Source organism: Rhizobium etli CFN 42 (assembly GCF_000092045.1).
GTDB lineage: Bacteria > Pseudomonadota > Alphaproteobacteria > Rhizobiales > Rhizobiaceae > Rhizobium > Rhizobium etli.
Window position 1 is genome coordinate 122,614 of sequence record NC_007766.1, and the last position, 12,781, is coordinate 135,394.

Annotated in this window: 12 protein-coding genes and 4 pseudogenes; 10 read left to right on the plus strand and 6 right to left on the minus strand. The window is 57.1% G+C overall.

Translation table 11 applies throughout. The features are described from left to right. The first annotated feature begins 3 nt into the window (after window positions 1-3). Complete coding sequence (locus RHE_RS32265) at window positions 4-1,122, plus strand: hypothetical protein (protein WP_011428425.1); 1,119 nt, start codon at window positions 4-6, stop codon at window positions 1,120-1,122. Then, window positions 1,119-1,463, plus strand: coding sequence for a HigA family addiction module antitoxin (locus RHE_RS27035; protein ID WP_011428426.1), 345 nt, complete (start codon window positions 1,119-1,121; stop codon window positions 1,461-1,463). Before RHE_RS32265 ends, RHE_RS27035 begins: the two co-directional genes overlap by 4 nt. Before the next feature lie 98 nt (window positions 1,464-1,561). On the opposite strand, the gene RHE_RS27040 is transcribed toward RHE_RS27035, so the two are convergent. After that, window positions 1,562-2,464 carry a pPIWI-associating nuclease domain-containing protein gene (locus tag RHE_RS27040; protein WP_042119969.1) on the minus strand — a complete coding sequence of 301 codons (903 nt, stop codon included), beginning with the start codon at window positions 2,462-2,464 and terminating at the stop codon, window positions 1,562-1,564. Between the two features lie 649 nt (window positions 2,465-3,113). Here RHE_RS27040 and RHE_RS27050 point away from each other — a divergent pair. Continuing rightward, on the plus strand, window positions 3,114-3,887 hold the full coding sequence (locus RHE_RS27050; RefSeq protein ID WP_011428428.1) for a Crp/Fnr family transcriptional regulator: 774 nt from the start codon (window positions 3,114-3,116) through the stop codon (window positions 3,885-3,887). 311 nt (window positions 3,888-4,198) lie between these two features. Here the strand turns inward: RHE_RS27050 and RHE_RS32275 are convergent, their stop codons facing one another. Then, window positions 4,199-4,618 carry a response regulator gene (locus tag RHE_RS32275; protein ID WP_011428430.1) on the minus strand — a complete coding sequence of 140 codons (420 nt, stop codon included), beginning with the start codon at window positions 4,616-4,618 and terminating at the stop codon, window positions 4,199-4,201. A gap of 697 nt (window positions 4,619-5,315) precedes the next feature. Further along, window positions 5,316-5,558: a DUF982 domain-containing protein gene (locus RHE_RS27060; RefSeq protein ID WP_042119972.1), complete on the minus strand. Its 243-nt coding sequence runs from the start codon at window positions 5,556-5,558 to the stop codon at window positions 5,316-5,318. Window positions 5,559-5,828: 270 nt separating this feature from the next. Between RHE_RS27060 and RHE_RS35160 the strand changes: the two genes are divergently transcribed. From RHE_RS35160 to RHE_RS32290, 6 genes and pseudogenes are all read left to right on the plus strand, one after another. After that, entirely contained in the window at window positions 5,829-5,993 is a 165-nt protein-coding gene (locus RHE_RS35160; protein ID WP_406867032.1) for a hypothetical protein, read from the plus strand. After that, window positions 5,990-6,466, plus strand: a pseudogene (locus tag RHE_RS27065) (SDR family oxidoreductase). Before RHE_RS35160 ends, RHE_RS27065 begins: the two are co-directional and overlap by 4 nt. 356 nt (window positions 6,467-6,822) lie before the next feature. Further along, a complete protein-coding gene (gene htpG, locus RHE_RS27070; protein WP_011428431.1) occupies window positions 6,823-8,715 on the plus strand; it encodes a molecular chaperone HtpG in 1,893 nt (630 codons plus the stop codon). 229 nt (window positions 8,716-8,944) lie between these two features. Continuing rightward, window positions 8,945-9,166 (plus strand): annotated as a pseudogene (locus tag RHE_RS34580) (type II toxin-antitoxin system RelB/DinJ family antitoxin); the annotation flags it as partial. Beyond that, window positions 9,163-9,445, plus strand: a pseudogene (locus tag RHE_RS34585) (type II toxin-antitoxin system RelE/ParE family toxin). The pseudogenes RHE_RS34580 and RHE_RS34585, both read left to right, overlap by 4 nt. Before the next feature lie 106 nt (window positions 9,446-9,551). Then, window positions 9,552-9,761: pseudogene (locus RHE_RS32290) on the plus strand (cold-shock protein). Window positions 9,762-9,897: 136 nt separating this feature from the next. Here RHE_RS32290 and RHE_RS32295 read toward each other — a convergent pair. Continuing rightward, complete coding sequence (locus tag RHE_RS32295; RefSeq protein WP_011428433.1) at window positions 9,898-10,209, minus strand: hypothetical protein; 312 nt, start codon at window positions 10,207-10,209, stop codon at window positions 9,898-9,900. Window positions 10,210-10,490: 281 nt separating this feature from the next. Continuing rightward, a complete protein-coding gene (locus RHE_RS27075; protein WP_011428434.1) occupies window positions 10,491-10,799 on the minus strand; it encodes a hypothetical protein in 309 nt (102 codons plus the stop codon). Between the two features lie 83 nt (window positions 10,800-10,882). Here RHE_RS27075 and RHE_RS33890 point away from each other — a divergent pair, with 83 nt between their 5' ends. Beyond that, on the plus strand, window positions 10,883-11,140 hold the full coding sequence (locus tag RHE_RS33890) for a hypothetical protein (RefSeq protein WP_166486954.1): 258 nt from the start codon (window positions 10,883-10,885) through the stop codon (window positions 11,138-11,140). Between the two features lie 209 nt (window positions 11,141-11,349). Here the strand turns inward: RHE_RS33890 and RHE_RS27080 are convergent, their stop codons facing one another. After that, the gene (locus RHE_RS27080; protein ID WP_042119973.1) at window positions 11,350-11,643 is read right to left on the minus strand and encodes a hypothetical protein; all 294 of its coding nucleotides are present in this window, start codon (window positions 11,641-11,643) and stop codon (window positions 11,350-11,352) included. Window positions 11,644-12,781 lie beyond the last annotated feature (1,138 nt).

Genomic DNA, 12,781 nt, shown 5'->3' on the forward strand with positions numbered 1-12,781 from the left:
GTAATGATGTGCATTACATTAAAACACATGGAACAGTTTGACGATTATAGGCGGCAGAATTCGAAGTCCCTCGAGGAGACGACTTCCGACAAGCTCGTCCATTGGATCCGTACAGTGAAGTGGTGGCGATCGCGATCGCGTTGGCAAGACACCCATTCCAGCGTGTCAGTTCTGCTCCGGGCCATCACCAGCGAGGCCGATCTCGTCGAGCAATGGCGAAATACGCTCGTCGGTGAAATCTCTAGCTGGGGTGGGCAAAGTCTAAAGGATGTTTCGCAGAGCAACTTCTGGCGGTCCTACGCGTGTTTCGACAAGCACATTGAGAAGGTTTTGGCTTCTGCGCCGAGCTCTTTCACCACCGCAGATCTGAGCGACTATGAGGCGGGATCGTTCGATTTCTCGACCCGAATTCGCGCGATCGAGCCGGATATTGCGCCCAACCTGTTCATCATTGATGGACAGCAGAGGATGTCCGCAATCAACGTGGATCATATCTTTGATCCAAAGTTGGTCCGGACGCTGTCGCTGCGCGCAATCCGTGCTTTGACGAAACGCGCCGCCGATCAGATCGCAAGTGCTGAGACCACGTCCGTTACTTCGCTCCTTCAGCTGACGCGAGAGGTTCTGTCACTCGAAGTTCAGCAACGCGTGCGATGGCGCATCGTTTTCAAGAAGACACCGCCCTCCGCTCCGGCCCCGGAGATGGTTCGGGAGCACGTCCTTGGCTTTGAACTGCGTACTGGCAATCCTCCTCCCTTCGACTCCGACGAACGACGCAAGGGCGCCGTCGCGGTGCCTGCTGTTTTCATTCAGGCATCGAAGGTGAAGCATGAACAGGTTTGCAAGCGAAACAGTCGCAGATATTTACCAGTGGCGGTTCGCGAAGGGTGTCGAACAGCATCTTTCCGTCGCCGCGCACAAACTCCTCCATCCTCTTGTGGCTGCATGCAGCCTGCAGGACGTCGACGTCTATGGTCCAATCTACAATTGGCCGAAACTGCCCGGTCGACTCGGCATCTGGGTCGAAGGCAAGTGGTATCTGACCTTCGAGTGGATCGAAGGGCAGGGAGCTTTCGAAATACAGCTCGAGCGACGATGAAACTTCAAAAGGGGGGTCGATGACATCTCAAACCAACATGATCCCGGCTCCCCCGATTTCTCCTGGCGATGTGCTTCGCGACAAGTTTCTGGTCAATCTAACGCAAGATCAATTGGCGCAGGCGATGCGCGTTTCCCGCTTCTCGGTGAATCAGATCGTAAACGGTCGACGGTCCCTCACAGCCGAAATGGCCCTGCGTTTGTCGAAGGTCACGAGTACCACCTGTGACTATTGGCTCAATCTGCAGCGCGCTGTTGATGTCTACGAAGCAAGGCTCAAACTCAAGGATGAGCTTTCGGCACTGGAAGTCCTGCGGCCGGAAACGCCGAAAGCAGAGTTGCTGCACGATTTGCCCGAGGATTGACCTTGCGGAGGCGCGACGATTCCGGATGACCGGATTCCACCGGCCAAAATATCCGGTCAAGGGGCCGGTCGAACGCAGGCGTTGCTGAACGTCGGCACCTACTCGTAAAAACTGCTGTTATCGACCGAGACGGCCTCGAGCGCGTACGGTATAAAGTCGGACATCGCGGCGCCCATGCGTACCGAAAAGGGGTATTTATCGCTCATCGATGCGCCATCACCGCGTCTGAAGTCTGATGAAGAGCCGTAGTTCAGCTGAACGTACACGGTTCCCTTGACGTAGAACTCGATCTCCCTGGGACCGAGTACTGTCACCCGAATTTCGTCGGCGACGACCTCCTCGACGGTGGTGTGCGTCGAGAGCTCATCCAGTTCCTGAACGATTGTCTCGGTTAGTTTTGCGTCTGCTTCCTTATTGATATCCTCGGTGACGAGGTCGATCACTGCGCTCCGCACCGTTTCGATGGCCTTGTGAAAGCGAAGCACGGCGTGAATAGCGGCTTCCATGAAAGCGCTAACGGCTTGATCGCCTTCAACGAGCGAGCCGGGACGCATATGGGTGTATTTCGAAAGCTCGTCGACCATCTCGCGAAGGGTCCTATGGTCTGCGTCCACATCGAGGCCGATTTTTTCGAGGAAGTCATCGGACAATCCCCCTTGCGTCGCATAGACCATTCGGTCGATGCGGGTCGGCCTATCTTGATAAGCGGCCCCTCTCTTCTTTGCATCCGCTTCACGTCTGGGCCGCTGGTCCTGGTACCACCCACAGGCCTTGACGAGTTCGTCAGGCGCCAGACTATGCAGGACATAGGTCACCAGTTCGCGCAGGCCAGCTGCAAAGAGATTGGCGCGGATCGGGTTAGCGCTGTCCCAGGAAGCTCCGAGTGACCCGGCTAGGACCTTCCGAGAGAAATCGTCTGGAAGTTTCGCCGATAGCGTTTCGGCGAGGGCAACGGTGGAAGATGGGAGCACGTGGCTGGTTCCTCGCGTGAATACAAACATAGAAAAGATAGCGTCTTTAGCGTCGACGATGTTCCGTCACAAGCCTTCGACGTAATAGCGAAAAGAGCTCCGCGTGTTTGGGCGACTTCGCGACTATGAGGCCACCCCAGCCCACGGCTTGTTGCTTAGTTGTTCACGTTCTGGGCCAAGAAGATCGCATAATGGATCGAAGGGAACTGGTGCCCAGGCGAGCAAAACAATTCCTCGATTAAGTCGTGCAGGACGCTCAAAATGCGGACGCTAGCCTACCTCAAGACGTCACGAAGGCTTCAACTAGCCAAGGTTTTGTCACTTTGCCCCGGCAAAGCCTCCGGCTTTTCGCCCTCAGGGCTTACGTGGATTCACGCCTCGTGGTTGACCTCGTGGGTGGGGGAGGTGACGACATCCTGATCGGCGGAGCAGCCGCTGACACGTTCGCCGGCCGCGAATGGTGGCATTGACACGGTGCCATGCTCGCCACCGCTATTTCCTCTATCGGAGGATGAAGCGCCTAATAACGACAGGCTGGCGACGAACCGCTCCCTCGCACTATAGATCGATCAGTCGACAGGCTGGTGTAGTTCTGGTACAGTTCCTTATCGTTCGCTGATCTTTAGGGCGCGGACGGCAGGGAGATCACAGCTCTTGCCCCAAGTTAAGAGCTGCCTCTGTGCCCCAGTTCCCCCGTTTTGAAAATCAGTTACTCGCTCGCCTCCCTGCCGACGAGTTGTCCGCAGTCATCCCCCACCTTGAGCCAATCGAGCTTCCCCTCGCCTTCCTTATCGTTTCCGCGCGTCAGAAAATCGAGCACGTCTACTTCCTTGAAAGCGGCCTGGGCTCGATCGTTACCGTTTCCCCCAAGGGTCGAAAGGCGGAAGCGGGGATGTTTGGTCGTGAAGGATTTGCGCCCACGCCTCCCGCTGTCGGATTTGGTTTAAGCCTGAATGAGGTGGTCGTACAGTCTCCAGGAAAGGGCTACCGCATCGAGATTGGATCGTTCAGCAAACTACGGGAGGACTGCATTATCTTCACGAGCTTGCTTAACCGCTGCTCGCATAACCTGTCTACGCAGGTTTCCTACACGGCACTATCGAACGGAATTCACAAGGTTGACGTTCGGCTGGCCCGCTGGCTCCTGATGTGCAACGATCGCCTCGGCGGCCACGAGATTGTCATTACCCACGACTACATCGCGCTGATGCTTGCCGTGAGACGTCCGAGCGTCACCGATGCTCTTCACGTTCTTGAGGGCAAGGGCTTTATCAAGTCAGAGCGGAAACGCATTACGGTGCGCAACCGCCGCGCTATGGAAGAGTTCGCTTCGGATGCCTACGGCGGACCTGAAGAAGAATACCGGCTCCTCTTCGGCGCTCCGTTAGCCCACAACGCGGCGACGATGGTGGAACACCGAGCAGAACCGAGGCTCCCTATATCATCGCGCTAACCAGACCGAAGCCGGTCTGGTTCATGCCAGGAAGATCTCAGTCCGAATACAACGCCAAAGGCTTTCATCAACAGCATCTCGTTTAAGCCTCCGAAAAACTGAAGTACACCGGCGTCGCGTTTGACCTTCTCGGCGCGCGGTATTACCGACACCGAGTGGCTTCGACACGGGCGGACATAAGAGATAGCCGCGCGCCAAGCGACGAAAACGATCAGCCTTCGTTACGAAGGTTAGTTTCGACGCGCGGATGAATGGTGAGGCGACGTCCTGAGCGGCTGGAAAAAAGATCATGATCTCGGCCGTTGCAAATGTCACGCCCGCCGGTGTCCTTTTTCGTTTCCATCGGAAAGTATCGGAGGTAGATGCCGGCTTTTCGAGCTGAGGCAATCATTCACAGCCTTGACCAAGCGAGCAGGGTCTGAAGGTTTAGGCACCCAGGTGCCGTTGAGGAAAACCTGATGACTTTCCCTCTCCACGCCTCTTCGAGCACTGTGGACGACAAATGGAACACCCCGTGCTACGAGTATCTCAGCAACCTCAATGCACTCGCCATCTCGCAGGAAAATGTCAATGATCGCCGCATCGGGAGTATAATCTGCCAGCCATGCAAGCGCGGCAGCGCAGGATGCAAGACTAGTCGAAGTTCCTGCCTGAGCATCGTCAAGCGTTCTCTCGACATCCATCGCAATCAGCGCTTCGTCTTCCAGAAGCAGAATAGCCGGAGTACGCATTGGCGGCACCTGTTGTGGAGGAAGTTACGATAGTTATACACCCCATCCCAGGGTACGTCCTGATCCGTCAGGAAACGGACCATCAGAGAAGGGATCTGCAGGATTTAAGGTTAAGCGCGATTTTCAATGCGCATCAACGTAGGCTGCATCGTTGACCGGGACCCATTCTGGGGTAGCGACATCCGGCTCTATCAGGCGGCGGAGGTCTTGGAGAAGTTGAACGGTGGCAAGTCTCTAGACTAGTACGGGCTCAGGGAGAAGATCGTAATAAAGCGATTTGCGATAGCTGTCGACACCGCCCTCCGGTTAGCGAAAGATGCGGCACACGTAACCAGACACCCACCACGTGGTCGTCCCTACGCTGTTGCGATCGCCGGTGCTGTCGCATCTCTACACGGCGGTTCGCCATGGCGATCTAACAAAGGCAGAAGCTGAAGTGCAGTCTTCGAAGACTGGGCATCCGATTGCTTGGCGACCGAGTGTTACGACGCTATGCGTGGAGCCTCGCAATCAAACTTGACTGAGAGGATACCTACAGAGCCGAATACATCGCGGTGACCCGAACATTCGTCCAAGTAGCCTCAATTCAGGACTGCTGGCTGCCGATTGAATTGCGCGCTGACTGCCGCCTCTGCCCATCGGCTAGTCGGCGATAGACTATGAAAACGCCAGGCTAACTGCTCCTTACGAAGCGACCTCAAGTTTGTCGAAGGATGCCAGCCTCCTTTGCCGCAGCCTCAAACGCAGATCGCGCTTCCGCATCGGGAATAACGCCACTCGCCGCGTCCAGGCATACCTTCCACGCTGTCGCATAGTTCGGATGGCTTCTGTTATCGGGCCAGTATTTCTTCAAGAACGCGACCGCCTCTCTAGCGTTCCTGATGACGTGAACACGGCCATCTATCTTCAGTTCGACGTTCGCGTCCCAGATGCTGATCATGGCGTCCTCCGTGGGCAGGCTCCCCACAAACGTATATTAGAACGATCTGTTCCAAGCGGACGATACTGCCGAAATATTGGAGGGCGGCATGATTGAAACCGTTCCATACTCGCCCCTCAAGGTCGCGTGCCGCCCCGTGCAGTAGCTTGCCAGCTTTGCCCTGAGGTTATCAATCGAGCTGATCGCAGCGAGAACCAGGTTCGCCAACAAGCATAGCAAGCTGAGGCGATCCTGTGCCGCCCCGTGGCGCTGGCGGAGGCCGGTGCTGCCGTGGTTGTCATCGAACGCAGCGAGACCGATGCCTGGCAAGCCCGTGCGCTCCGCGACAAGGACTGCGACGTCGAAGCCCGGGTGGGCGACGTCACCGATGCGGCCCGCATGGACGCGATCGCGACCGAGCTTGCCGATGCAGGCGGCCGGCGACGATCCTCGTGAAAAATGCTGGAATTGGCCAGAGTGGCATCCCGGCGGAGGAGTTCACCAAGGCGGACTGGCCGCGCATGATGGACGTCAATCTCAACGGCGTCTTCTGGTGCTCGCGCGCCTTCGGTCGTCTCATGATTTCGCTGAAACGCCGCGCCATCGTGAACCTCGGCTCGATGTCGGGACATATCTGCAACCGGCCTCAGCCCCAGCCGGCCTATAATGTCTCCAAGGCGGCGGTCGATCATCTCACGCGCTCGTAGGCCGCCGAGTGGGCGCTTCGCGGCATCAGGGTAAACGCCGACGCGCCCACCTATAACACCGATGGTGGTGCCCGTCGAAGCCGATCGCTCGCTGACACGCCCATGGCTTGGATGGGAACGCCGGAGGAGGTTGCAAGCGCGGTCCTCTTCCTCGCATCGGGCGCCGCCAGCCTGATGACCGGGGCAATCGTCAACGTCGATGCAGGATTCACTTGCTGGTAATCCTTCCGAGATGGGCACGAGGGGCGCCTCGTCCGCTCCGATGCGTGCAGCCTTTGATCAAGTTGGCCGAGGCGCTCCTTCCACTATTCCATCAACCGATAGGCCAGAGGATAGAGCTAACTCATCGGTCTGATCGGGCCAGGATGTCGATTTTCTTTCGCGGTCACCGCTTCGGTGCCAATAATCCCATGCAATCGAGGCACAGGACAGGTTCTGACCATTCAGCCGTTGCGATGAAAATGGCAACTGCACGACGTATATTTCGGCCGCGGCCAGCTGTTTTCGGATCTTGAATTTTGAGCCTGGTTTCGCCAATTGATCGGCGCAAATTGCATTTCTTTGGAGAATCCGAGCACATGACGACAACTGTCGAACAGACCGCTGAAAGCCACGTCTTTGAGGCCGATGTTGCCCGCCTTTTGCATATGATGGTCCACTCCGTTTATTCGGACAAGGGCGTTTTCCTGCGCGAATTGATCTCGAATGGCGCCGATGCCTGCGAGAAGCTGCGCTATGAGGCGATCGAGACGCCTTCGCTACTGGCAGCCGATGCCGAGAGCCGCATCATGCTGCGGCTTGACGAAGAGAGCCGGCAGCTTGTCGTGGAGGACAACGGCATCGGGATGCGGCGTGACGAGATGATTGAGGCGCTCGGCACGATTGCGAGGTCGGGGACGCGGGCGTTCATGGAGCGTATTGCAGAGAACAAGGCCGCCGAAGGCGCACAATTCATCGGACAGTTCGGCGTCGGCTTCTATTCCTGCTTTATGGTCGCCGAGCATGTCGATGTGATTTCCCGTCGCGCCGGCTCAGAAGAGGCGTGGAAATGGTCCTCGGACGGGAAGGGAAGCTATAGTGTCGAGGCAGCAAACCTCGTCGAAGCGCCAGCCCGCGGCACGCGCATCGTCCTGCATCTGATGGAGGATGCCAAGACATACACCTCAAGGTGGACCGTCGAACGAATCGTCAAAGAACAATCCGGTCATGTCCCGGTCGCGATCCGCATTGTGGACAAACCTGGTGGCGAGCCGGTCCAGATAACGGACGGGACTGCGCTGTGGACCAAATCGAAGAGCGAAGTCAGCAAGGAAGACTATACCGACTTCTACCGCGGCCTATCTGGGCAATACGACGAACCGGCGCTCACTGTGCACTTTCGTGCCGAGGGGCGGCACGAATACACAGCCCTGGCGTTTGTACCGGGAACGCAGCCGTTCGACATGTTTGATCCGGAACGCAAAGGAAGGATGAAGCTTTACGTCAAGCGGGTCTTCATCACCGACGATGCGGAACTGATGCCCAGATATCTGCGCTTCGTTCGAGGGCTGATCGATACGGCTGACCTGCCGCTCAACGTGTCTCGCGAGATGATCCAGGAGAGCCCCATCCTGGCGGCAATCCGCAAGGGTGTCACCAATAGGGTTATCACAGCGATCGAGAAACTGGCTGACGGCGAGTCGGAGACCTATCTCACGTTCTGGAAGAATTTCGGACCCGTCTTGAAGGAGGGCATCTACGAGGATTACGAGCGGCGCGCACAATTGATGGCGCTTGCACGATTTCACACGTCGGCATCGCCGGAAGGGCACCGTTCACTTGCCGAATACGTCAAAGACGCCAAAGAAGGCCAGGACGCCATCTACTATCTTGCGGGTGGCAGTCTGGACCAGTTGAAGGCGTCGCCACAGCTCGAAGGTTTCCGCGCGCGAGGCATCGAAGTGCTGCTGCTGACCGACTCAGTCGACAGCTTCTGGGTGGTGAACGCGCCGGAATTCGAAGGGAAGGCGTTCAAATCGATCACGCAGGGAACTGCGGATCTGGCGCAGTTTCCAAGGCTCGACAATCAAACGCCACCGGAACAGGACAGCGCCGGTTTGGCGACATTTATTGGCTTCGCAAGAGAAAAACTGGCCGGTCAAGTCGCCGATGTTCGGGCATCCGACCGCTTGACGGAGAGCGCGGTCTGCCTGGTTGCGCCGGAGGACGGCTATGACAGGCAGATGGAAAAGATCCTGCAAAACGCAGGTCGTCTCCAGGGAGCCACCAAACCGATCCTCGAAATCAACTTGGCACATCCCGTGATTAAAGCCATCGCGGCCGTCGAGGACGACGCGTCTTATCAAGAGGACGCAACGTTCCTGTTGCTCGATCAAGCGCGAATTCTCGATGGCGAACGGCCACAAGATCCCCGAAAATTCGCGCAACGGCTGGCGAGGGTTTTCGAGAGGTCAGTGCGGTCGGAAGGTTAGCCTGTTCACGCATTGCTTACCGCTCGACTGGCGGTCTCGCTGCTCAAACCCGCTCGGCTCCATGTCAGGAGCCGAGCCTTCCCGGCCCCCATGGCCAAAGGCTACATTAGCCTGCTGTCGCGGTCCTCGCAGGGGTTCGACGGCTGCGAGGAGTTCCGTCAACGCTCCAAAATGCTCCCGCGCCGTCCTCAGTACATCATCGCCGGCAATAGGAAGATCGTTTTAACTAATATCGGACGCGGTCCGCATCGTACTCACCCCGACGGCTAACGAAGGTGCGCTGCCTCTTGAACTGTTTTACGGAAGCGAGGCTCACGATGCTTGGTTTCGCACGAAGGTGCTCGAAGCGCTGAACGACACTCGACCGGACATTTCAGATGTTGAGGTCGAAGGACACTTTGCGGAGCGCCGGGCGATAGCGCGCGTAAAAGCAGGTGCCGCCAAGTCGTGAAACTTACATGGTCTGTGTTCGCACTGTCGGATCGCGACGCCTATCGAGGCAGACAATCCTTCGGCCGCTATCATGGTCGGCGAACGGATCTTGGCCGCCACGCGCCGTTTGGTCGATTTTCCAGCAAGCGGTCGCGTTGGAAGAATTGCTGGGACACGCGAACTGGTGATCAACGGATCGCCATATATCGCTGCATAAGTCATTACCGAAACAGCAGTTCGTGTCCTGCGCGTTCTTCATGGATCGCAGGAATGGCCCGACACTTTGCCCGGCAGCTAAGTTTCGAGCTTGACGCGCAGGCGCTATGTCTTCTGAGACAATCGCCGGTTTGACCGAAACTACAGTTGCGACGGTTCGAGTCCTTTCAACTGCAAACGAGCATGGAATGGAAGGGTCCGACGTTCGCAATGCTTCAATTCCACACCAGAACTTCGGTTCCATTCAGCCTGGACAACGGCGGGCCGGACGCGTTCGTCCATATTTCTGCCGTGGAACGCGCTGGCGTGCGCGAAATCGTCAAAGGCCAGAAGGCTACGGCTTGGAGCGTGACGACAAGTCCGGCAAGATGTCGGCCTGGCAATCTCCAGTTGCTTGAAGAGGTCCCTCGAGTGGACGGAGGTCCTCGTCAAGGACCGCCAGCAATTTTTCGACGACCCTGCTGACATCGTTTGGCTATGACCGAGCCTGAGACCGCCCGTGGGGGCTACCCTTTAAGGTAAGTGAGAGCGTACTCAATCCTCAACGTGTTGCGTTTTGCGCGACCAAGGGAAAGAAGTCACCGGTTTCTGCTCAACGGGCGTATGTTCACTCGGTACTTCCTGTTCAGCTGATCCAGCATCGTGCAATGCCCCGCGAAGAGCCTGACCTTGCGGATGATCGCCAAAGTACTCCAGAAAGCTCGAAATCGGCCATCTCGTCACAGTGCCGCCGGAGGAATCGTTGGCGCGATGGATGACAGTATGCTGGTCCGCTGTTTCGTTATGGTCGAGATACCATTTGTCTCCGTTTGCACTGGCCGCAAATTCGTTTGGTGCTTCTGGCATTCTAGCCTCCTCTGACGGTGCCTATTGTGCCGCTTGGCAAGCGCAGCAGCAAGGTCTTGAGTGAACGGCTTGGACCGCCGGCGCAATCCGGCGCCGTGTAACTTTCGTTGCAGGTAGTTCATGGCACAGAGAGTCAATGACTTCCTGCGCCTCCGGCGCTTGCGCGGGGGGCGATGAGAAGCTCGTCTGGCTGTTCGAACGGCGTCGGCATGCAACCCGCCACCGCGTTGGTATGGGCTTCGTCGAATGAGCTTTGCGAGAAGTTACTCAACGCGGTCTGTTCAGGCGCCGGTAGGCGACCTAACTTTAACGGCTGAACGGATACCCTGAATCCGCTTGCGATTTTTTTCGAACTCCGCGGATGATTTCGAGGACAGTGGTGTTTTTCCGAAGTGCCGGCTGAGTTCGCTAGAGAGGGCGGCGGGCGAGGTCATTCCGTCGTGATAAAGCTTGAACAGCAGTCTGACGGCAACGTTGTAATATCTCGGGTCTGCAAGGCTACTTGTGCAGTCGTATCCTGCGTCGTCAAGGACAGCCTGCAATACAGCCAGGTCAGAGGTCCGCACAGACATGTTGAGATTGGAAGACATGCTGTCCTCCTTCAATTTGGGGCGAAGGCAACAACCGACCTCCAAGCAGTAGCGCCCTGAGAAACAGCTACTGAAGACCTACCATGCGCCTAATCAATACGGCTGGCAAATTGTATATTCCGGGAATGAGCAGAAAGCGGTCAGGCCTGCGCCTTTTAAATGTGGTTATTTTCGCACTCTTGTTTTTCCAGGTTCAATCATCAGGGCCAGAACGACGTGAAAAGTCCGACGGAATTGACATGCCTGTGTTGTCTGTTCGTCGTCTTTTCCATCGAGTTGAAAATGGCGGCGATATCGCTTTGATGAAGCCACCACACACATGCCGTGCGGAGGCCGAATGAAGTCGGTGCACCGGAAATCGCTCGGTGGAGCAATGCTGCCCGACAGCATGCGGGCAATCAGGCCTGCGATGGCGTGGTCGCTGCAGCTCTTTGCAATGAGCCACTGGGCGGAATCTCAGCATCACCAAAGAATAAGATGGAATGGGCTTTCGAGCAGCGAGCCCTGATCGCCAATTCGGCATTCCTTGCTCAATTGCCTCGCTGGGTCATCAATTTTTCTTGTCCGCAGGCGCGTCCACAGCTCGCGTGGCGCCTCCTTCGTTTTCCCATGATGCCAAAGCCTCAGGATCGGCATGCAGCTTCCGCCGTCTCGAAGAGGGGTAGGCGGGCGCGGGAATCGTCGCCGCCTTGATGCGCCTTATCACCATCACCTCTTCGTGATGGTCGCCATGTTCTGAAGCAACGAGATCTGTCGTCGCGTAGTCCGCGCGCTTGAGGATGGACCGGAGCCGCCAATTTTGGTCGCGTTTCGTCGAAATTCCGCTTGTCATGATTACTACCATAACCAGCCTCTCAAAATTAAACTGATGATGACGGCGAAGCTCGCCAGGATGGAAGCCCTGAATAAGAAGTCGCCATAAGCCGCGATATGGGAAGAGTGCTTGAAGGTGGAAGACATCTTGTCCTCCTTTGATTGGGGCGAAGGGAGCCACCCCCTGATCGGCAGCGCCCGTTTCATTGGCTGCCGATATGCCAACATGCGCGTTGATTGCGCCTTATCCAAGGCGAAAGCGGCGAACGCAGTGCCAGGCAACCATATAATTCTCGTTGCGGGGCCACTCGGTCACGGGCGAGAGGCGCGGGCTCTGTCTCGGCTCGTTCAGCGACGGTAAACTAAGCCGGCGGTCGCGACGATCGGGGGAGCCGCGAAATGAATCTCATTATCGCCGCCTGCGTGGTATAGTCTCTCATGACCTATTCCCTGCAGGACTTAGAAGTTGCGCGCCGGCGAGTGATCATAGACCGGCAGATGATATGCGCTCAGCAGAGCCTGATCGACGGAATGCGGACGCGAGGCGAACCCGGGGGCTGGCCAGCGAAAGGCTGGTCAAGCTGACAGAGGATTTGCGCAACCATTGCTTCCATCAGGATCTGATTCAGGCGTCGATCCGATTGGAACGCTGAGCCGGCGCACTCGGGGCGGTTGATGGGTTTCCCGCTTGTTCACTCCGAAGCCTTCTCGTTAGGCTCCTCGGCACGCCTCTCAGCTTCCTGGCTGGCGATCTTCCGGCTGTGATCGGTCCGCGCCTGCTCGAGTTCTCTCATTGTGTGAAGGTCCCGGACACCAATGCTCTGTCATCGACCTCAGTGCTTTAGCGCTTTGTGAAGCTATGCCGCGGCTTCTTTGCTTAACGGCGTTCGTCAACTGCGCGAGCTTCCTCCGACGAGGTGGAGAGGGCAAAATCCTGGCGTAGCGAATGAGCACTCAAAAAATCCATCAGTATGCTACCGCTGAGCAACCGACGCCGCGCGAGGCGTTCGGCGCCCATAGGGCCAGAACGCGATGCATTGATTCTGATGCTTGCGGACCGGCCTGGCGAAAGTGGCGAGATACCTCCGCACCGGTTTAACATTCTCAGTTTTCGACGCCGTCCAAGCCACGCAGAGGCGGGGATTTGCGCTTACTATTGCGGCCCTCCG

Bases quoted from the DNA above. Each gene is read 5' to 3' on its own strand.
- htpG (WP_011428431.1), top strand. From the start codon at position 6,823: ATGACGACAACTGTCGAACAGACCGCTGAAAGCCACGTCTTTGAGGCC.
- RHE_RS32275 (WP_011428430.1), bottom strand. From the start codon at position 4,618: ATGCGTACTCCGGCTATTCTGCTTCTGGAAGACGAAGCGCTGATTGCG.
- RHE_RS27035 (WP_011428426.1), top strand. From the start codon at position 1,119: ATGACATCTCAAACCAACATGATCCCGGCTCCCCCGATTTCTCCTGGC.
- RHE_RS27075 (WP_011428434.1), bottom strand. From the start codon at position 10,799: ATGTCTTCCAATCTCAACATGTCTGTGCGGACCTCTGACCTGGCTGTA.
- RHE_RS33890 (WP_166486954.1), top strand. From the start codon at position 10,883: ATGCGCCTAATCAATACGGCTGGCAAATTGTATATTCCGGGAATGAGC.
- RHE_RS32295 (WP_011428433.1), bottom strand. From the start codon at position 10,209: ATGCCAGAAGCACCAAACGAATTTGCGGCCAGTGCAAACGGAGACAAA.
- RHE_RS32265 (WP_011428425.1), top strand. From the start codon at position 4: ATGATGTGCATTACATTAAAACACATGGAACAGTTTGACGATTATAGG.
- RHE_RS27040 (WP_042119969.1), bottom strand. From the start codon at position 2,464: ATGTTTGTATTCACGCGAGGAACCAGCCACGTGCTCCCATCTTCCACC.
- RHE_RS27080 (WP_042119973.1), bottom strand. From the start codon at position 11,643: ATGGTAGTAATCATGACAAGCGGAATTTCGACGAAACGCGACCAAAAT.
- RHE_RS27060 (WP_042119972.1), bottom strand. From the start codon at position 5,558: ATGATCAGCATCTGGGACGCGAACGTCGAACTGAAGATAGATGGCCGT.